Below are 16,357 nucleotides of genomic sequence, written 5' to 3' on the forward strand. Positions count from 1 at the left end.
TAGAGTACGCATTCTCGATACGGATAAACGGCTCAGCGATGAGCCGTTTATTTTTTCTACCCATATCTGGTTTGTGGTGTTATAATGCCGCGCCCTCGATATGGGGCTTTTTAACGACCCTAATTTTCGGGTCTCAGTAGTAGTTGACATTAGCGGAGCACTAAAATGATCCAAGAACAGACTATGCTGAACGTCGCCGACAACTCCGGTGCACGTCGCGTAATGTGTATCAAGGTTCTGGGTGGCTCGCACCGTCGCTACGCAGGCGTAGGCGACATCATCAAGATCACCATCAAAGAAGCAATTCCGCGTGGTAAGGTCAAAAAAGGTGATGTGCTGAAGGCGGTAGTGGTGCGCACCAAGAAGGGTGTTCGTCGCCCGGACGGTTCTGTCATTCGCTTCGATGGTAATGCATGCGTTATTCTGAACAATAACAGCGAGCAGCCTATCGGTACGCGTATTTTTGGGCCGGTAACTCGTGAACTTCGTACCGAGAAGTTCATGAAAATTATCTCTCTGGCACCAGAAGTACTCTAAGGAGCGAATCATGGCAGCGAAAATCCGTCGTGATGACGAAGTTATCGTGTTAACCGGTAAAGATAAAGGTAAGCGCGGTAAAGTTAAGAATGTCCTGTCTTCCGGCAAGGTCATTGTTGAAGGTATCAACCTGGTTAAGAAACACCAGAAGCCGGTTCCGGCTCTGAACCAACCAGGCGGCATCGTTGAAAAAGAAGCTGCAATTCAGGTTTCTAACGTTGCAATCTTCAATGCGGCAACCGGCAAGGCTGACCGTGTAGGCTTTAGATTCGAAGACGGCAAAAAAGTCCGTTTCTTCAAGTCTAACAGCGAAACTATCAAGTAATTTGGAGTAGTACGATGGCGAAACTGCATGATTACTACAAAGACGAAGTAGTTAAGAAACTCATGACTGAGTTTAACTACAATTCTGTCATGCAAGTCCCTCGGGTCGAGAAGATCACCCTGAACATGGGTGTTGGTGAAGCGATCGCTGACAAGAAACTGCTGGATAACGCAGCAGCTGACCTGGCAGCAATCTCCGGTCAAAAACCGCTGATCACCAAAGCACGCAAATCAGTTGCAGGCTTCAAAATCCGTCAGGGCTATCCGATCGGCTGTAAAGTAACTCTGCGTGGCGAACGCATGTGGGAGTTCTTTGAGCGCCTGATCACTATTGCTGTACCGCGTATTCGTGACTTCCGCGGCCTGTCCGCTAAGTCTTTCGACGGTCGTGGCAACTACAGCATGGGTGTCCGTGAGCAGATCATCTTCCCAGAAATCGACTACGATAAAGTCGACCGCGTTCGTGGTTTGGATATTACCATTACCACTACTGCGAAATCTGACGAAGAAGGCCGTGCTCTGCTGGCTGCCTTTGACTTCCCGTTCCGCAAGTAAGGTAGGGTTACTTAATGGCTAAGCAATCAATGAAAGCACGCGAAGTAAAGCGCGTGGCTTTAGCTGATAAATTCTTCGCTAAACGCGCTGAACTGAAAGCTATCATCTCTGATGTGAACGCAACCGACGAAGATCGTTGGAATGCCGTTCTCAAGCTGCAGACTCTGCCGCGTGATTCCAGCCCGTCTCGTCAGCGTAACCGCTGCCGTCAAACAGGTCGTCCGCATGGTTTCCTGCGGAAGTTCGGGTTGAGCCGTATTAAGGTCCGTGAAGCCGCTATGCGCGGTGAAATCCCGGGTCTGAAAAAGGCTAGCTGGTAATTGTCACCAATTGAATCACGGGAGTAAAGACAGATGAGCATGCAAGATCCGATCGCGGATATGCTGACCCGTATCCGTAACGGTCAGGCCGCGAACAAAGCTGCGGTCACCATGCCTTCCTCCAAGCTGAAAGTGGCAATCGCCAACGTGCTGAAGGAAGAAGGTTTTATCGAAGATTTTAAAGTTGAAGGCGACACCAAGCCTGAACTGGAACTTACTCTCAAGTATTTCCAGGGCAAAGCTGTTGTAGAAAGCATTCAGCGTGTCAGCCGCCCAGGTCTGCGCATCTATAAGAAAAAAGATGAGCTGCCGAAAGTTATGGCCGGTCTGGGTATCGCAGTTGTTTCTACCTCTAAAGGTGTTATGACTGATCGTGCAGCGCGCCAGGCTGGTCTTGGTGGCGAAATTATCTGCTACGTAGCCTAATCGGAGGAAAAAATGTCTCGTGTTGCTAAAGCACCGGTCGTTGTTCCTGCCGGCGTTGATGTAAAAATCAACGGTCAGGTTATTACGATCAAAGGTAAAAACGGCGAGCTGACTCGTACTCTCAACGATGCTGTTGAAGTTAAACATGCAGATAATGCTCTGACCTTCGGTCCGCGTGATGGTTACGCAGACGGTTGGGCTCAGGCTGGTACCGCGCGTGCCCTGCTGAACTCGATGGTTATCGGTGTTACCGAAGGCTTCACTAAGAAGCTGCAGCTGGTTGGTGTAGGTTATCGTGCAGCGGTCAAAGGGAATGTAGTAAACCTGGCTTTAGGTTTCTCTCACCCGGTTGATCATCAGCTGCCTGCGGGTATCACTGCAGAATGTCCGACTCAGACTGAAATCGTGCTGAAAGGCGCTGATAAGCAGGTGATCGGCCAGGTTGCAGCAGATCTGCGCGCCTACCGTCGTCCTGAGCCTTACAAAGGCAAGGGTGTTCGTTACGCCGACGAAGTCGTGCGTACCAAAGAGGCTAAGAAGAAGTAAGGTAACACTATGGATAAGAAATCTGCTCGTATCCGTCGTGCGACCCGCGCACGCCGCAAGCTCCAGGAGCTGGGCGCAACTCGCCTGGTGGTACATCGTACCCCGCGTCACATTTACGCACAGGTAATTGCACCGAATGGTTCTGAAGTTCTGGTAGCTGCTTCTACTGTAGAAAAAGCTATCGCTGAACAACTGAAGTACACCGGTAACAAAGACGCTGCAGCAGCTGTGGGTAAAGCTGTCGCTGAACGCGCTCTGGAAAAAGGCATCAAAGATGTTTCCTTTGACCGTTCCGGGTTCCAATATCATGGTCGTGTCCAGGCACTGGCAGATGCTGCCCGTGAAGCTGGCCTTCAGTTCTAAGGTAGAGGTGTAAGATGGCTCACATCGAAAAACAAGCTGGCGAACTGCAGGAAAAGCTGATCGCGGTAAACCGCGTATCTAAAACCGTTAAAGGTGGTCGTATTTTCTCCTTCACAGCTCTGACTGTAGTAGGCGATGGTAACGGTCGCGTTGGTTTTGGTTACGGTAAAGCGCGTGAAGTTCCAGCAGCGATCCAGAAAGCGATGGAAAAAGCCCGTCGCAATATGATTAACGTCGCGCTGAACCACGGCACCCTGCAGCACCCGGTTAAGGGTACTCACACGGGTTCTCGTGTATTCATGCAGCCGGCTTCCGAAGGTACCGGTATCATCGCCGGTGGTGCAATGCGCGCCGTTCTGGAAGTCGCTGGGGTTCGTAACGTTCTGGCTAAAGCGTATGGTTCCACTAACCCGATTAACGTGGTTCGTGCAACTATCGACGGTCTGGAAAACATGAAGTCCCCGGATATGGTCGCTGCCAAGCGTGGTAAATCCGTTGAAGAAATTCTGGGGAAATAAACCATGGCAAAGACTATTAAAATTACTCAAACCCGCAGTGCAATCGGTCGTCTGCCGAAACACAAGGCAACGCTGCTTGGCCTGGGTCTGCGTCGTATTGGTCACACCGTAGAGCGCGAGGATACTCCTGCTGTTCGTGGTATGGTCAACGCGGTTTCCTTCATGGTTAAAGTTGAGGAGTAAGAGATGCGTTTAAATACTCTGTCTCCGGCCGAAGGCTCCAAAAAGGCGGGTAAACGCCTGGGTCGTGGTATCGGTTCTGGCCTCGGTAAAACCGGTGGTCGTGGTCACAAAGGTCAGAAATCTCGTTCTGGCGGTGGCGTACGTCGCGGTTTCGAGGGTGGTCAGATGCCTCTGTACCGTCGTCTGCCGAAATTCGGCTTCACTTCTCGTAAAGCGATGATCACTGCAGAGATCCGTCTCTCCGATCTGGCTCACGTAGAAGGCGATGTAGTAGACCTGAACGCGCTGAAAGCGGCTAACATTATCGGTGTCCAGATCGAGTTCGCGAAAGTGATCCTGTCTGGTGAGGTAACTCGTCCGGTAACTGTTCGTGGCCTGCGTGTGACTAAAGGTGCTCGTGCTGCTATCGAAGCTGCTGGCGGTAAAATTGAGGAATAAGTAGCAGATGGCTAAACAACCGGGATTAGATTTTCAAAGTGCCAAAGGTGGCCTTGGCGAACTGAAACGCAGACTTCTGTTTGTGGTCGGTGCGCTGATAGTGTTCCGTATTGGCTCTTTTATTCCGATCCCTGGTATTGATGCCGCTGTACTTGCCAAACTGCTTGAGCAACAGCGAGGCACCATCATTGAAATGTTCAACATGTTCTCTGGTGGTGCTCTCAGCCGTGCTTCTATCTTTGCACTGGGGATTATGCCGTACATTTCGGCATCGATCATCGTGCAGCTGCTGACGGTGGTTTACCAACCGCTGGCGGAACTGAAGAAAGAAGGGGAGTCTGGTCGTCGTAAGATCAGCCAGTACACCCGTTACGGTACTCTGGTGCTGGCGATATTCCAGTCGATCGGTATTGCTACCGGTCTGCCGAATATGCCTGGTATGCAAGGCCTGGTAATTAATCCAGGCTTTGCATTCTATTTCACCGCTGTTGTCAGTCTGGTCACAGGGACTATGTTCCTGATGTGGCTCGGCGAACAGATCACTGAACGCGGTATCGGTAACGGTATCTCGATCATTATCTTCGCCGGTATCGTTGCGGGACTCCCGCCAGCCATCGCCCATACTATCGAGCAAGCGCGTCAAGGCGACCTGCACTTCCTCCTGTTGCTGTTGGTTGCAGTATTAGTATTTGCAGTGACCTTCTTTGTTGTATTCGTTGAACGTGGTCAACGCCGCATTGTGGTAAACTACGCTAAACGTCAACAGGGTCGTCGTGTCTATGCTGCACAGAGCACACATTTACCGCTGAAAGTGAATATGGCGGGGGTAATCCCGGCAATCTTCGCTTCCAGTATTATACTGTTCCCGGCAACCATTACGTCATGGTTCGGGGGTGGTACTGGTTGGAACTGGCTGACAACAATTTCGCTGTATTTGCAGCCTGGGCAACCGCTTTATGTGTTACTCTATGCGTCTGCAATCATCTTCTTCTGTTTCTTCTACACGGCGTTGGTTTTCAACCCGCGTGAAACAGCAGATAACCTGAAGAAGTCCGGTGCATTTGTACCAGGAATTCGTCCGGGAGAGCAAACGGCGAAGTATATCGATAAAGTGATGACTCGCCTGACTCTGGTTGGTGCGTTGTATATTACTTTTATCTGCCTGATCCCGGAGTTCATGCGTGACGCGATGAAAGTGCCGTTCTACTTCGGTGGGACCTCGCTGCTTATCGTTGTTGTCGTGATTATGGACTTTATGGCTCAAGTGCAAACTCTGATGATGTCCAGTCAGTATGAGTCTGCATTGAAGAAGGCGAACCTGAAAGGCTACGGCCGTTAAAACTGGTCGCCCGAGAAGTTACGGAGAGTAAAAATGAAAGTTCGTGCTTCCGTCAAGAAATTATGCCGTAACTGCAAAATCGTTAAGCGTGATGGCGTCATCCGTGTGATTTGCAGTGCCGAGCCGAAGCATAAACAGCGCCAAGGCTGATTTATTCGCATATTTTTCTTGCAAAGTTGGATTGAGCTGGCTAGATTAGCCAGCCAATCTTTTGTATGTCTGTACGTTTCCATTTGAGTATCCTGAAAACGGGCTTTTCAGCATGGTACGTACATATTAAATAGTAGGAGTGCATAGTGGCCCGTATAGCAGGCATTAACATTCCTGATCACAAACATACCGTAATCGCTTTAACCGCTATTTTCGGTATCGGCAAAACCCGTTCTAAAGCTATCTGCGCTGAAACGGGCATCGCTGAAAATGTTAAGATCAGTGAGCTGTCTGAAGAACAAATTGATATTCTGCGTGAAGCAGTAGGTAAATTTGTCGTTGAAGGTGATCTGCGCCGTGAAATCACCCTGAGCATCAAGCGTCTGATGGACCTTGGTTGCTACCGTGGTTTACGCCATCGTCGTGGTCTTCCGGTTCGCGGTCAGCGTACCAAGACCAACGCACGTACCCGTAAGGGTCCGCGTAAACCGATCAAGAAATAATCGGGGTGATTGAATAATGGCAAAGGCACCAGTTCGTGCACGTAAGCGTGTAAGAAAACAAGTCTCTGATGGCGTGGCTCATATCCATGCTTCTTTTAACAACACCATCGTTACTATCACTGATCGTCAGGGTAACGCACTGGGTTGGGCAACAGCCGGTGGTTCCGGTTTCCGTGGTTCTCGCAAATCCACTCCGTTTGCAGCTCAGGTTGCAGCAGAGCGTTGCGCAGAAGCCGTAAAAGAATACGGCATCAAGAATCTGGAAGTTATGGTCAAAGGTCCGGGTCCGGGTCGCGAATCTACTATTCGTGCACTGAACGCCGCTGGTTTCCGCATCACTAATATTACTGATGTGACTCCGATCCCTCATAACGGTTGTCGTCCGCCGAAAAAACGTCGCGTATAACGCTACGTTTTCCAGGTTAGTTGGAGAAAGAAAATGGCAAGATATTTGGGTCCTAAGCTCAAGCTGAGCCGTCGTGAGGGCACCGACTTATTCCTTAAGTCTGGCGTTCGCGCGATCGATACCAAGTGTAAAATTGAACAAGCTCCTGGCCAGCACGGTGCGCGTAAACCGCGTCTGTCTGACTATGGTGTGCAGTTGCGTGAAAAGCAAAAAGTTCGCCGTATGTACGGTGTGCTGGAGCGTCAGTTCCGTAACTACTATAAAGAAGCAGCACGTCTGAAAGGCAACACCGGTGAAAACCTGTTGGCTCTGCTGGAAGGTCGTCTGGACAACGTTGTATACCGTATGGGCTTCGGCGCCACTCGTGCTGAAGCACGCCAGCTGGTTAGCCACAAAGCGATTATGGTAAACGGTCGTGTTGTTAACATCGCTTCTTATCAGGTTAAAGCGAATGACGTTGTCAGCATTCGTGAGAAAGCGAAAAAGCAATCTCGCGTGAAAGCCGCTCTGGAGCTGGCTGAGCAGCGTGAAAAGCCAACCTGGCTGGAAGTTGATGCTGGCAAGATGGAAGGTACGTTCAAGCGTCAGCCGGAGCGTTCTGATCTGTCTGCGGACATTAACGAACACCTGATCGTCGAGCTTTACTCCAAGTAAAGCTTAGTACCAAAGAGAGGACACAATGCAGGGTTCTGTGACAGAGTTTCTAAAACCGCGCCTGGTCGATATCGAGCAAGTGAGTTCGACGCACGCCAAGGTGACCCTTGAGCCTTTAGAGCGTGGCTTCGGCCATACTCTGGGTAACGCACTGCGCCGTATTCTGCTCTCATCGATGCCGGGTTGCGCGGTGACCGAGGTTGAGATTGATGGTGTACTGCACGAGTACAGCACCAAAGAAGGCGTTCAGGAAGACATCCTTGAAATCCTGCTCAACCTGAAAGGGCTGGCGGTGAGAGTTCAGGGTAAAGATGAAGTCATCCTTACTTTGAATAAATCTGGCATTGGCCCTGTGACTGCAGCCGACATTACCCACGACGGTGATGTCGAAATCGTCAAGCCGCAGCACGTGATTTGCCACCTGACTGATGAGAACGCTGCTATTAGCATGCGTATCAAAGTTCAGCGCGGTCGCGGTTATGTGCCGGCTTCTGCCCGAATTCATTCGGAAGAAGATGAGCGCCCAATCGGCCGTCTGCTGGTCGACGCCTGCTACAGCCCTGTAGAGCGTATTGCCTACAATGTTGAAGCTGCGCGTGTAGAACAGCGTACCGACCTGGACAAGCTGGTCATCGAAATGGAAACCAACGGCACAATCGATCCTGAAGAGGCGATTCGTCGTGCGGCAACCATTCTGGCTGAACAACTGGAAGCTTTTGTTGACTTACGTGATGTACGTCAGCCAGAAGTGAAAGAAGAGAAACCAGAGTTCGATCCGATCCTGCTGCGCCCTGTTGACGATCTGGAATTGACTGTCCGCTCTGCTAACTGCCTCAAGGCAGAAGCTATCCACTATATCGGTGATCTGGTACAGCGTACCGAGGTTGAGTTGCTGAAAACGCCGAACCTGGGTAAAAAATCTCTTACTGAGATTAAAGACGTGCTGGCTTCCCGTGGACTGTCTCTGGGCATGCGCCTGGAAAACTGGCCACCAGCAAGCATTGCTGACGAGTAACCGGATCACAGGTTAAGGTTTTACTGAGAAGGATAAGGTCATGCGCCATCGTAAGAGTGGTCGTCAACTGAACCGCAACAGCAGCCATCGCCAGGCTATGTTCCGTAACATGGCAGGTTCGCTGGTTCGTCATGAAATCATCAAGACGACCCTGCCGAAAGCGAAAGAACTGCGTCGCGTAGTTGAGCCGCTGATTACTCTTGCCAAGACTGATAGCGTTGCTAATCGTCGTCTGGCATTCGCCCGCACTCGTGATAACGAGATCGTGGCAAAACTGTTTAACGAGCTGGGCCCGCGTTTCGCGAGCCGCGCCGGTGGTTACACTCGCATTCTGAAGTGTGGCTTCCGTGCAGGCGACAACGCGCCGATGGCATACATCGAGCTGGTTGATCGTGCTGAGCCGAAAGCAGAAGCTGCTGCAGAGTAATCTGTAGTAACGTAAAAAAACCCGCCCCGGCGGGTTTTTTTATATCTACCTCATCTCCACTTCACTACACTATCTGTACTCTTTTTGTTCATCCCCGGAGCCGTAGAATGTGGTTACTGGATCAGTGGGCGGAACGCCATATCCTCGATGCCCAAACTAAAGGTGAGTTCGATAACTTACCCGGCAGCGGCGAACCGCTGACTCTCGATGACGATTCGCATGTGCCGGCGGAGCTGCGGGCAGGTTATCGCCTTCTGAAGAATGCTGGATGCCTTCCCCCGGAGCTGGAGCAGCGTCGGGAAGCGGTTGCACTGGCTGATTTACTGAAGGGAGTCCGCCAGGACGATCCGCGTCATGCTGAACTGAGCAAACGGCTTGCCTTGCTTGAACTGAAGCTTCGTCAGGCTGGCCTGAGCACCGACTTTTTACGCGGTGAGTATGCCGACGCTTTGCTACAAAGAATGAATCAGGAGTAAATATGTATCGTATTGGTGAGCTGGCTAAGCTGGCTGACGTCACGCCAGATACCATCCGCTACTATGAAAAGCAGCAGATGATGGATCATGACGTGCGCACCGAGGGGGGCTTTCGTCTTTACTCGGATAACGATCTTCAGCGGCTACGCTTTATTCGCTATGCCCGTCAGTTGGGCTTCACTCTGGAAGCGATCCGTGAATTATTGTCGATCCGTATCGATCCTGAGCACCATACCTGCCAGGAATCGAAAGGGATAGTTCAGGCGCGATTAAGCGAAGTTGAGGCGCGGATCAACGAGTTACAGACGATGCGTCGCTCTCTGCAGCGGCTTAATGATGCCTGCTGTGGGACGGCGCACAGTAGTGTTTATTGTTCGATCCTCGAGGCCCTTGAACAAGGCGCCAGCAATGGCGGTACGGGACGTTGATTTTTTCATCGCGCGGATCTACACTCGCGCGGAATTCACACATGCACTGGAGTTAATATGAGTCGCTATCAGCATACTAAAGGGCAAATTAAAGATAACGCCATTGAGGCACTTCTCCACGATCCGTTATTCAGGCAGCGCGTAGAGAAAAACAAGAAAGGGAAAGGAAGCTATCAACGTAAAGATAAACATGCAGGAAGGATTGACCGGGAGGCCAGTGGCAAGCAAGCGAATCGCTTTTTTACCACTGGCCTTCTGCTTTCTGTACTGATTAAGAACGGTTGTTTTGTTCTTTCAGCAGATCGCGAATTTCGCTCAGCAGGACTTCTTCTTTAGAGGGGGCTGGCGGTGCCGCCGGAGCCTCTTCTTTCTTACGATTTAACTTATTCATCAGTTTAATCGCCATGAAGATGGCAAACGCGACGATGATGAAATCGAAAACGTTCTGAATGAATACTCCATAGTGCATCACCACAGCCGGGACATCGCCCTGGGCATCACGTAGCGTGACGGCAAACTGTTTAAAATCGATCCCGCCAATCAACAGACCGAGCGGTGGCATAATAATATCTGCGACCAGCGATGAAACAATTTTACCGAATGCTGCACCGATGATCACACCCACTGCCAAATCGACAACATTCCCGCGCATCGCGAATTCGCGAAACTCTTTTAAAAAACTCATTTTATTCTCCTTGTGCCAGCTGACCTTGTAAGTTTAACAAATGTATTTTCATTTGCCATTAACAGTAGATAGTTACCGCAAATTATTAACCTTTGAATAATAAGGGATAATAAAAAGGCGCCTGTTCGGCGCCCTGGGAATTACAGGAAGAAAGGACTTGGCTGGAACAGCCTTTCGACATCGGAAATAAACTTCTTATCGGTTAAAAACATGATCACATGATCGCCCTGCTCGATCCGCAGATTATTATTGGCGATCATTACGTCGTTGCCCCGCACAACGGCACCGATGATCGTGCCTGGCGGCAGCTTGATCTCATCGATCGAACGCCCGACTACCCGGGAAGTACTCTCATCGCCGTGCGCGACTGCCTCAATCGCTTCTGCAACGCCGCGGCGTAGGGAGGAGACGCCGACAATATCGGCTTTACGGACATGACTGAGGAGTGCGGAAATTGTGGCTTGCTGAGGTGATATCGCGATATCGATGACGCTGCCCTGGACCAGATCCACGTAGGCTCTACGCTGGATCAGCACCATCACTTTTTTCGCGCCCATTCGCTTGGCCAGCATCGCTGACATAATATTTGCTTCGTCGTCGTTAGTGACGGCAATAAACAGGTCCACCTGGTCAATATGCTCTTCAGCCAGCAGCTCCTGGTCTGACGCATCACCGTAGAAAACGATAGTATGCTGCAGTTTTTCCGCCAGCTCTGCGGCTCGCTGCTGGTTACGTTCGATAAGCTTAACGCTGTAGTCTTTTTCCAGCTTATGGGCCAGACCCGCGCCAATATTGCCCCCGCCGACCAGCATAATACGCTTATACGGCTTTTCCAGTCGCTGTAGTTCGCTCATGACCGCGCGAATATGCTGCGAGGCGGCAATAAAGAAGACTTCATCGCCGGCCTCGACAATCGTCGAACCCTGCGGGCGGATGGGGCGATCGTGGCGGAAAATAGCGGCCACGCGCGTATCGATATGCGGCATGTGTTCCCGCATAGTGGACAACGCATTCCCCACCAGCGGACCGCCGTAATAAGCCTTCACTACAGCAAGACTGACTTTTCCTTCGGCGAAGTTCACAACCTGCAGCGCGCCGGGATATTCGATCAGACGATGGATATTGTCGATGACCAGCTGTTCCGGAGCGATTAAGTGGTCGATCGGCACGGCTTCAGAATTGAAGAGCTTTTCCGCATCACGCACGTAGTCTGGCGCACGAATGCGAGCGATACGGTTTGGGGTATTGAATAATGAGTAGGCGACCTGACAGGCCACCATGTTGGTTTCGTCCGAACTGGTGACCGCTACCAGCATATCGGCATCATCGGCTCCCGCCTCGCGCAGTACGCGAGGGTGAGAGCCGTGTCCCTGGACGACACGCAGGTCGAACTTATCCTGCAGGCTGCGCAGACGGTCGCCATTGGTATCAACCAGCGTAATATCATTGTTCTCGCCGACGAGGTTCTCCGCCAGCGTGCCGCCGACCTGGCCGGCGCCCAGAATAATAATCTTCATCTGCAGTGACCCATTAGTTCCGACGTTTGATTAGCTTAGCGTAAAAGAAGCCATCACCTTCTTCCGCGCCCGGCAGATTTTGCTGCCCCGGGCTCGCAGGCGTGCCGGTGGCGTGAAGTTCTGCATCCGGGGTTCGCGCGAGGAAGGCGGCAATTTGCTGGCTATTCTCTTCCGGCAGTATTGAACAGGTGGCATACACCAGCGTGCCGCCAGGCTTCAGGTGTGTCCAGGTGGCATTCAGGATCTCGGCCTGCAGCTGGGCTAACTCGGCGATATCCCGATCCCGGCGCAGCCATTTGATATCTGGATGGCGGCGAATAACGCCAGTGGCAGAGCAGGGAGCATCCAGCAGAATACGATCGAACTGCTCGTCGCCACACCACTGCGCAGGGAAGCGACCATCGCCTTGTTTGACTTCGGCTTTCATGCCCAGTCGTTTCAGGTTGTCATAGACGCGGGACAGACGTTGTTCATCAATGTCCACCGCCATGACCTCAGCCTGGGGAGCGACTTCCAGAATATGCGTCGTCTTGCCGCCCGGCGCAGCGCAGAGATCGAGAATGCGCTCGCCGTTTTCCGGCTGCAGATAGCGCATGCAGCCCTGGGCAGAGGCATCCTGAACGGTTACCCATCCTTCGGCAAAACCCGGCAAAGCATGGACTGGGGCAGGGGTGGCCAGCCGCACGGCGTCGGGATAGTCAGGGTGAGTAAAGCCCTCTAAGCCGGCTTCTTTAAGCAGAGCAAGCCATTCATCCCGCGAATGATGGTTGCGGTTAACGCGCAGCCACATCGGTGGGCGCTGGTTATTCGCATCGACGATCTCCTGCCACTGTTGCGGCCAGGCCTGCTGCAGACGCTTAAGTAACCATTTGGGATGAAGATAACGGTTTTCATGCTCAGCGAATTCGGCCAATAACGCTTCCTGCTGGCGCTGGAACTGGCGTAGTACGCCGTTGATCAGTCCTTTAAGCTGTGGGCGTTTAATGGCCACTGCGCCTTCTACCGTTTCCGCCAGCGCGGCATGGGGGGGAATACGAGTATAGAGTAACTGATAGAGCCCAACCATGATCAGAAAATGCACGGTGCGCTGTTTGCCGGTCATCGGACGCGCCATCAGCTTATTGATAAGCCACTCGAGCTGGCTGAGCGTACGCAGTACGCCAAAGCACAGCTCCTGCAGCAGCGCTTTGTCTTTATCGCTAACTTTCTGCTGCAGAGGAGGGAGAACGTTGCTTAAAGATTGACCTTTCTCAACGACTTGCTCGATAGCCTGGGCGGCCAGGCTGCGTAAATTTATTTTGTTTTTCATAAGCGCAAAAATAAAAATGCCCGGCTAACCCGGGCTTTTAAAGAGATAACCGTCAGGCGAGACGGGTACCAGGGATGAACCACTCCCGGCGGGAATTGAGTAAGTCCTGCGAGCTCATCGCTTTTTTACCCGCTGGCTGTAATGATTCCAGACTGAGGATCCCATCACCCGTAGCGACCTGAATACCCTGTTTGGTTGCTGCCACTATTGTTCCCGGCTCGGCGTGCGTGGCTTCGGCAATAACCGTTGCCCGCCAGACTTTGACTGGCTGCCCGTCAATCTCCAGCCAACTCATTGGCCACGGATTAAACGCCCGGATGCAACGTTCGAGCTGTGCAGCGGAAAGCGACCAGTCGATGCGGGCCTCTTCTTTACTCAGCTTCTCGGCATAACTGACGAGTGACTCGTCCTGGACTTCAGGCTGTGCCGTCCCGTTGGCCAGTTGCGCTAAGGTTGTCAGCAGTCCCTGTGGGCCAAGATCGGCCAGCTTATCGTACAGGCTGCCGCTGGTATCCTCAGCGGTAATAGGGCAGGAAAGCTTATACAGCATGTCACCCGTATCAAGGCCGACGTCCATCTGCATAATGGTCACGCCGGTTTCGCTATCGCCCGCCCACAGTGAACGTTGGATCGGCGCGGCGCCACGCCAGCGCGGCAGCAGGGAACCATGAACGTTGATACAGCCCAGACGCGGCATCTCAAGCACCGCTTTTGGCAGAATCAGACCATACGCCACCACCACCATGATATCAGCGCCCAGATCGGCGATGAGCTGTTGGTTTTCCTGCGGACGAAGAGACGATGGCTGGAATACGGGAACGTCATGGGCTTCGGCCAGCACTTTTACCGGACTCGGCATTAATTTTTTGCCGCGTCCAGCAGGGCGGTCTGGCTGAGTGAATACGCCAACGACATGATGTTCAGACGACAACAGCGCGTCAAGATGACGCGCTGCGAAATCGGGAGTGCCGGCGAAAATGATACGTAGTGATTGTGACACGGTATTCCTTGTTATCAAGCCCGGGAGCGTAAACGATCCAGTTTCTCAACCTTCTGACGAATGCGCTGCTGCTTAAGCGGTGACAGATAGTCAATAAACAGTTTGCCGACCAGGTGATCCATTTCATGCTGGATACAGATAGCCAGCAGGCCATCGGCCTCCAGTTCAAACGGCTTACCGTCGCGGTCGAGCGCACGGATTTTCACTTTTTCAGCACGCGGCACCAGGGCGCGTTGTTCCGGAATAGACAGGCAGCCCTCTTCGATGCCGGTTTCGCCGTCTTTTTCCAGCAGCTCCGGGTTGATTAATACCAGACGCTCTTCCCGGTTTTCCGATACATCGATAACGATGATACGCTGATGGATATCGACCTGGGTTGCGGCCAGACCAATGCCCTCTTCAGCGTACATGGTGTCGAACATATCATCGACGATACGCTGAATTTCCGCATTCACTTCTTTGACCGGCTCGGCGACTTTGCGAAGGCGCTCGTCCGGAATATGTAACACTTGCAAAACTGCCATAAAGTTCCAGAGTCGTATTCAGGAGTTGATAAGATTATTAGCTCTATTCTAGACAAATCCCCCCGCAATTGACAGTCTCACTGTCCAATCGCAAAGATTGTCAATACCGCTTATGGCAGGGGGTAAGGATGACGCCCGACGAGATTTGGCTGCGGCTGATGAAGGTCAGTAATTTGTATGGCGACAGGATGCTGGATATTGCGCAGCGGCTATGCACAGCCGGTACGGTAGATCGTGAAACGCTGCATGCCGTCGGGATGACGGCGGCACAGGCAAAGTTATTTTTTCGGCTTGACGGGCGTGAGCTTGACGAGACGCGGCGCTGGCTGGAGCTCCCGGAACATCATCTGTTAAGGGCCGACGATCCGCGCTTTCCGTCGCGGCTAAGGGCCATCGCTGATTACCCCGGTGCGCTGTTGGTCAGCGGCGATCCCGCCCTGCTTCACAGCGCGCAGCTTGCCGTTATTGGTAGTCGCTTGCATTCCTGGTATGGCGCTCGCTGGGGGAAGTTGTTCAGCGAAGCGCTGGCGCGTAAAGGGATAACTATCACCAGTGGGCTGGCGTTAGGCATTGATGGCATCGCGCATCGCGGCGCGCTCGCGGCTGAGGGTAAAACCATCGCGGTGCTGGGCAACGGACTGGGCCAGGTTTATCCGCGGCGCCATGCAAGCCTCGCCCAGCAGATCATCAATAATGGCGGTGCGCTGGTGTCTGAATTTCCACTTATAACGCCGCCGCTTCCCGCGCATTTCCCCAGGCGCAACAGGATTATCAGCGGCCTGAGCCTGGGCGTGTTGGTGGTTGAGGCGGCATTGCGAAGCGGATCGCTGGTCACCGTCCGTTGCGCCCTGGAACAGGGAAGGGATGTGTTCGCCCTGCCAGGCCCGATTGGTAATCCGGGATCTGAAGGTCCGCACTGGTTAATCAAGCAAGGCGCGGTACCGGTGACTTCGCCAGAGGATATCGTGGAGTACTGGCAAACCGAGCTAGCCTGGCTTACTGATACGTCTGATTCGATAAATAATTGCGCCGATCAGCCGTCTGTAGCATTGCCATTTCCGGAGCTCCTGGCTAACGTAGGAGATGAGGTAACACCTGTTGACGTTGTCGCTGAACGTGCCGGCCAATCTGTGCCAGTAACCGTAGCTCAGCTACTTGAACTGGAGTTAGCAGGCTGGATCGCAGCTGTACCCGGCGGCTATGTCCGATTAAGGAGGGCAAGCCATGTTCGACGTACTCATGTATTTGTTTGAAACTTACATCCATAACGAAGCAGAAATGCGCGTGGATCAGGACAAACTGACGCGGGATCTTACCGATGCAGGCTTTGAGCGGGAAGATATCTATAACGCGTTAATGTGGCTCGAGAAACTGGCTGATTATCAGGAAGGTCTCGTTGAACCCATGCAGCTCGCTTCCGACCCGCTCTCGCTTCGGGTGTATACCGAAGAAGAGTGCCAGCGTCTGGATGCCAGTTGCCGGGGATTTTTACTCTTCCTCGAGCAGATTCAGGTGTTGAACCTCGAAACGCGAGAAATGGTGATAGAGCGCGTACTGGCGCTGGATACGGCAGAATTTGAGCTGGAAGACCTGAAATGGGTCATCCTGATGGTACTGTTCAATATTCCGGGCTGTGAAAACGCCTATCAGCAAATGGAAGAATTACTCTTCGAAGTAAATGAAGGTATGCTGCATTAATCTTTTTGCAGCAACA

At 52.3% G+C, this 16,357-nt stretch carries 27 protein-coding genes; 22 read left to right on the forward strand and 5 right to left on the reverse strand.

Annotated features, from left to right (window positions below; all coding sequences use genetic code 11):
* The first annotated feature begins 165 nt into the window (after positions 1–165).
* The 20 genes from rplN to B8P98_RS02205 all read left to right on the forward strand — a co-directional run bounded on the left by rplN (position 166) and on the right by B8P98_RS02205 (position 9,944).
* A complete protein-coding gene (gene rplN / locus B8P98_RS02110; RefSeq protein ID WP_002919748.1) occupies positions 166–537 on the forward strand; it encodes a 50S ribosomal protein L14 in 372 nt (123 codons plus the stop codon).
* A 10-nt stretch (positions 538–547) separates the two neighbouring features.
* Entirely contained in the window at positions 548–862 is a 315-nt protein-coding gene (gene rplX, locus B8P98_RS02115; RefSeq protein ID WP_000729185.1) for a 50S ribosomal protein L24, read from the forward strand.
* Between the two features lie 14 nt (positions 863–876).
* The gene (gene rplE, locus B8P98_RS02120; protein WP_001096200.1) at positions 877–1,416 is read left to right on the forward strand and encodes a 50S ribosomal protein L5; all 540 of its coding nucleotides are present in this window, start codon (positions 877–879) and stop codon (positions 1,414–1,416) included.
* A 14-nt stretch (positions 1,417–1,430) separates the two neighbouring features.
* Entirely contained in the window at positions 1,431–1,736 is a 306-nt protein-coding gene (gene rpsN, locus B8P98_RS02125; RefSeq protein ID WP_002919667.1) for a 30S ribosomal protein S14, read from the forward strand.
* 33 nt (positions 1,737–1,769) lie between these two features.
* Positions 1,770–2,162, forward strand: a complete 393-nt coding sequence (gene rpsH, locus B8P98_RS02130) for a 30S ribosomal protein S8 (RefSeq protein WP_002919665.1) — start codon at positions 1,770–1,772, stop codon at positions 2,160–2,162.
* Positions 2,163–2,174: 12 nt separating this feature from the next.
* A complete protein-coding gene (gene rplF, locus B8P98_RS02135) occupies positions 2,175–2,708 on the forward strand; it encodes a 50S ribosomal protein L6 (RefSeq protein WP_002919662.1) in 534 nt (177 codons plus the stop codon).
* A 9-nt stretch (positions 2,709–2,717) separates the two neighbouring features.
* Positions 2,718–3,071 (forward strand): 50S ribosomal protein L18, encoded by a 354-nt coding sequence (gene rplR / locus B8P98_RS02140; protein WP_000358960.1) that lies wholly within the window; start codon positions 2,718–2,720, stop codon positions 3,069–3,071.
* A gap of 14 nt (positions 3,072–3,085) precedes the next feature.
* On the forward strand, positions 3,086–3,589 hold the full coding sequence (gene rpsE / locus B8P98_RS02145; protein ID WP_002919545.1) for a 30S ribosomal protein S5: 504 nt from the start codon (positions 3,086–3,088) through the stop codon (positions 3,587–3,589).
* A 3-nt stretch (positions 3,590–3,592) separates the two neighbouring features.
* A complete protein-coding gene (rpmD, locus tag B8P98_RS02150; RefSeq protein ID WP_001140434.1) occupies positions 3,593–3,772 on the forward strand; it encodes a 50S ribosomal protein L30 in 180 nt (59 codons plus the stop codon).
* Positions 3,773–3,775: 3 nt separating this feature from the next.
* The gene (gene rplO, locus B8P98_RS02155; RefSeq protein WP_002919516.1) at positions 3,776–4,210 is read left to right on the forward strand and encodes a 50S ribosomal protein L15; all 435 of its coding nucleotides are present in this window, start codon (positions 3,776–3,778) and stop codon (positions 4,208–4,210) included.
* 7 nt (positions 4,211–4,217) lie between these two features.
* Positions 4,218–5,549, forward strand: a complete 1,332-nt coding sequence (gene secY / locus B8P98_RS02160) for a preprotein translocase subunit SecY (protein WP_002919515.1) — start codon at positions 4,218–4,220, stop codon at positions 5,547–5,549.
* Between the two features lie 33 nt (positions 5,550–5,582).
* Complete coding sequence (gene rpmJ, locus B8P98_RS02165; RefSeq protein WP_000868187.1) at positions 5,583–5,699, forward strand: 50S ribosomal protein L36; 117 nt, start codon at positions 5,583–5,585, stop codon at positions 5,697–5,699.
* Between the two features lie 146 nt (positions 5,700–5,845).
* A complete protein-coding gene (rpsM, locus tag B8P98_RS02170; RefSeq protein ID WP_002919259.1) occupies positions 5,846–6,202 on the forward strand; it encodes a 30S ribosomal protein S13 in 357 nt (118 codons plus the stop codon).
* A 16-nt stretch (positions 6,203–6,218) separates the two neighbouring features.
* On the forward strand, positions 6,219–6,608 hold the full coding sequence (gene rpsK / locus B8P98_RS02175) for a 30S ribosomal protein S11 (RefSeq protein ID WP_004388621.1): 390 nt from the start codon (positions 6,219–6,221) through the stop codon (positions 6,606–6,608).
* 33 nt (positions 6,609–6,641) lie between these two features.
* A complete protein-coding gene (rpsD, locus tag B8P98_RS02180; protein WP_002919224.1) occupies positions 6,642–7,262 on the forward strand; it encodes a 30S ribosomal protein S4 in 621 nt (206 codons plus the stop codon).
* Positions 7,263–7,287: 25 nt separating this feature from the next.
* On the forward strand, positions 7,288–8,277 hold the full coding sequence (locus tag B8P98_RS02185; RefSeq protein WP_002919219.1) for a DNA-directed RNA polymerase subunit alpha: 990 nt from the start codon (positions 7,288–7,290) through the stop codon (positions 8,275–8,277).
* A 40-nt stretch (positions 8,278–8,317) separates the two neighbouring features.
* On the forward strand, positions 8,318–8,704 hold the full coding sequence (rplQ, locus tag B8P98_RS02190) for a 50S ribosomal protein L17 (protein ID WP_002919206.1): 387 nt from the start codon (positions 8,318–8,320) through the stop codon (positions 8,702–8,704).
* Positions 8,705–8,811: 107 nt separating this feature from the next.
* Entirely contained in the window at positions 8,812–9,180 is a 369-nt protein-coding gene (locus B8P98_RS02195; RefSeq protein ID WP_025713645.1) for a DnaJ family domain-containing protein, read from the forward strand.
* Positions 9,181–9,182: 2 nt separating this feature from the next.
* On the forward strand, positions 9,183–9,608 hold the full coding sequence (gene zntR, locus B8P98_RS02200; protein WP_025713644.1) for a Zn(2+)-responsive transcriptional regulator: 426 nt from the start codon (positions 9,183–9,185) through the stop codon (positions 9,606–9,608).
* Positions 9,609–9,665: 57 nt separating this feature from the next.
* Entirely contained in the window at positions 9,666–9,944 is a 279-nt protein-coding gene (locus B8P98_RS02205) for an alternative ribosome-rescue factor A (RefSeq protein WP_071993293.1), read from the forward strand.
* On the opposite strand, the gene mscL is transcribed toward B8P98_RS02205, so the two are convergent.
* From mscL to def, 5 genes are all read right to left on the reverse strand, one after another.
* A complete protein-coding gene (gene mscL / locus B8P98_RS02210; protein ID WP_004145325.1) occupies positions 9,880–10,293 on the reverse strand; it encodes a large-conductance mechanosensitive channel protein MscL in 414 nt (137 codons plus the stop codon). The two genes, B8P98_RS02205 and mscL, sit on opposite strands and share 65 nt — an antisense overlap.
* 140 nt (positions 10,294–10,433) lie before the next feature.
* Positions 10,434–11,810 (reverse strand): Trk system potassium transporter TrkA, encoded by a 1,377-nt coding sequence (trkA, locus tag B8P98_RS02215; RefSeq protein WP_002919153.1) that lies wholly within the window; start codon positions 11,808–11,810, stop codon positions 10,434–10,436.
* A 13-nt stretch (positions 11,811–11,823) separates the two neighbouring features.
* Entirely contained in the window at positions 11,824–13,119 is a 1,296-nt protein-coding gene (gene rsmB, locus B8P98_RS02220; protein ID WP_025713643.1) for a 16S rRNA (cytosine(967)-C(5))-methyltransferase RsmB, read from the reverse strand.
* Between the two features lie 52 nt (positions 13,120–13,171).
* Positions 13,172–14,119 carry a methionyl-tRNA formyltransferase gene (fmt, locus tag B8P98_RS02225; protein WP_025713642.1) on the reverse strand — a complete coding sequence of 316 codons (948 nt, stop codon included), beginning with the start codon at positions 14,117–14,119 and terminating at the stop codon, positions 13,172–13,174.
* Between the two features lie 14 nt (positions 14,120–14,133).
* Positions 14,134–14,643: a peptide deformylase gene (def, locus tag B8P98_RS02230; RefSeq protein WP_008807058.1), complete on the reverse strand. Its 510-nt coding sequence runs from the start codon at positions 14,641–14,643 to the stop codon at positions 14,134–14,136.
* Between the two features lie 128 nt (positions 14,644–14,771).
* On the opposite strand from def, the gene dprA reads away from it, so the two are divergent.
* Entirely contained in the window at positions 14,772–15,896 is a 1,125-nt protein-coding gene (gene dprA / locus B8P98_RS02235) for a DNA-protecting protein DprA (RefSeq protein ID WP_080898046.1), read from the forward strand.
* Entirely contained in the window at positions 15,868–16,341 is a 474-nt protein-coding gene (gene smg / locus B8P98_RS02240) for a DUF494 family protein Smg (RefSeq protein ID WP_008807060.1), read from the forward strand. Before dprA ends, smg begins: the two co-directional genes overlap by 29 nt.
* Positions 16,342–16,357: the final 16 nt, after the last annotated feature.

This window comes from Klebsiella quasivariicola (assembly GCF_002269255.1).
GTDB classification, from domain to species: Bacteria; Pseudomonadota; Gammaproteobacteria; order Enterobacterales; family Enterobacteriaceae; genus Klebsiella; species Klebsiella quasivariicola.

What these genes read in the sequence shown, in the direction of transcription:
- rplN (WP_002919748.1), top strand. Translation starts at nt 166, where the DNA reads ATGATCCAAGAACAGACTATGCTGAACGTCGCCGACAACTCCGGTGCA.
- B8P98_RS02205 (WP_071993293.1), top strand. Translation starts at nt 9,666, where the DNA reads ATGAGTCGCTATCAGCATACTAAAGGGCAAATTAAAGATAACGCCATT.
- rplQ (WP_002919206.1), top strand. Translation starts at nt 8,318, where the DNA reads ATGCGCCATCGTAAGAGTGGTCGTCAACTGAACCGCAACAGCAGCCAT.
- B8P98_RS02195 (WP_025713645.1), top strand. Translation starts at nt 8,812, where the DNA reads ATGTGGTTACTGGATCAGTGGGCGGAACGCCATATCCTCGATGCCCAA.
- trkA (WP_002919153.1), bottom strand. Translation starts at nt 11,810, where the DNA reads ATGAAGATTATTATTCTGGGCGCCGGCCAGGTCGGCGGCACGCTGGCG.
- rpsH (WP_002919665.1), top strand. Translation starts at nt 1,770, where the DNA reads ATGAGCATGCAAGATCCGATCGCGGATATGCTGACCCGTATCCGTAAC.
- rplF (WP_002919662.1), top strand. Translation starts at nt 2,175, where the DNA reads ATGTCTCGTGTTGCTAAAGCACCGGTCGTTGTTCCTGCCGGCGTTGAT.
- rpsD (WP_002919224.1), top strand. Translation starts at nt 6,642, where the DNA reads ATGGCAAGATATTTGGGTCCTAAGCTCAAGCTGAGCCGTCGTGAGGGC.
- rplR (WP_000358960.1), top strand. Translation starts at nt 2,718, where the DNA reads ATGGATAAGAAATCTGCTCGTATCCGTCGTGCGACCCGCGCACGCCGC.
- mscL (WP_004145325.1), bottom strand. Translation starts at nt 10,293, where the DNA reads ATGAGTTTTTTAAAAGAGTTTCGCGAATTCGCGATGCGCGGGAATGTT.
- def (WP_008807058.1), bottom strand. Translation starts at nt 14,643, where the DNA reads ATGGCAGTTTTGCAAGTGTTACATATTCCGGACGAGCGCCTTCGCAAA.
- secY (WP_002919515.1), top strand. Translation starts at nt 4,218, where the DNA reads ATGGCTAAACAACCGGGATTAGATTTTCAAAGTGCCAAAGGTGGCCTT.
- rpsE (WP_002919545.1), top strand. Translation starts at nt 3,086, where the DNA reads ATGGCTCACATCGAAAAACAAGCTGGCGAACTGCAGGAAAAGCTGATC.
- smg (WP_008807060.1), top strand. Translation starts at nt 15,868, where the DNA reads ATGTTCGACGTACTCATGTATTTGTTTGAAACTTACATCCATAACGAA.
- rpsK (WP_004388621.1), top strand. Translation starts at nt 6,219, where the DNA reads ATGGCAAAGGCACCAGTTCGTGCACGTAAGCGTGTAAGAAAACAAGTC.
- rsmB (WP_025713643.1), bottom strand. Translation starts at nt 13,119, where the DNA reads ATGAAAAACAAAATAAATTTACGCAGCCTGGCCGCCCAGGCTATCGAG.
- zntR (WP_025713644.1), top strand. Translation starts at nt 9,183, where the DNA reads ATGTATCGTATTGGTGAGCTGGCTAAGCTGGCTGACGTCACGCCAGAT.
- rplO (WP_002919516.1), top strand. Translation starts at nt 3,776, where the DNA reads ATGCGTTTAAATACTCTGTCTCCGGCCGAAGGCTCCAAAAAGGCGGGT.
- dprA (WP_080898046.1), top strand. Translation starts at nt 14,772, where the DNA reads ATGACGCCCGACGAGATTTGGCTGCGGCTGATGAAGGTCAGTAATTTG.
- rpmJ (WP_000868187.1), top strand. Translation starts at nt 5,583, where the DNA reads ATGAAAGTTCGTGCTTCCGTCAAGAAATTATGCCGTAACTGCAAAATC.
- rplE (WP_001096200.1), top strand. Translation starts at nt 877, where the DNA reads ATGGCGAAACTGCATGATTACTACAAAGACGAAGTAGTTAAGAAACTC.
- rpsN (WP_002919667.1), top strand. Translation starts at nt 1,431, where the DNA reads ATGGCTAAGCAATCAATGAAAGCACGCGAAGTAAAGCGCGTGGCTTTA.
- rpmD (WP_001140434.1), top strand. Translation starts at nt 3,593, where the DNA reads ATGGCAAAGACTATTAAAATTACTCAAACCCGCAGTGCAATCGGTCGT.
- rplX (WP_000729185.1), top strand. Translation starts at nt 548, where the DNA reads ATGGCAGCGAAAATCCGTCGTGATGACGAAGTTATCGTGTTAACCGGT.
- B8P98_RS02185 (WP_002919219.1), top strand. Translation starts at nt 7,288, where the DNA reads ATGCAGGGTTCTGTGACAGAGTTTCTAAAACCGCGCCTGGTCGATATC.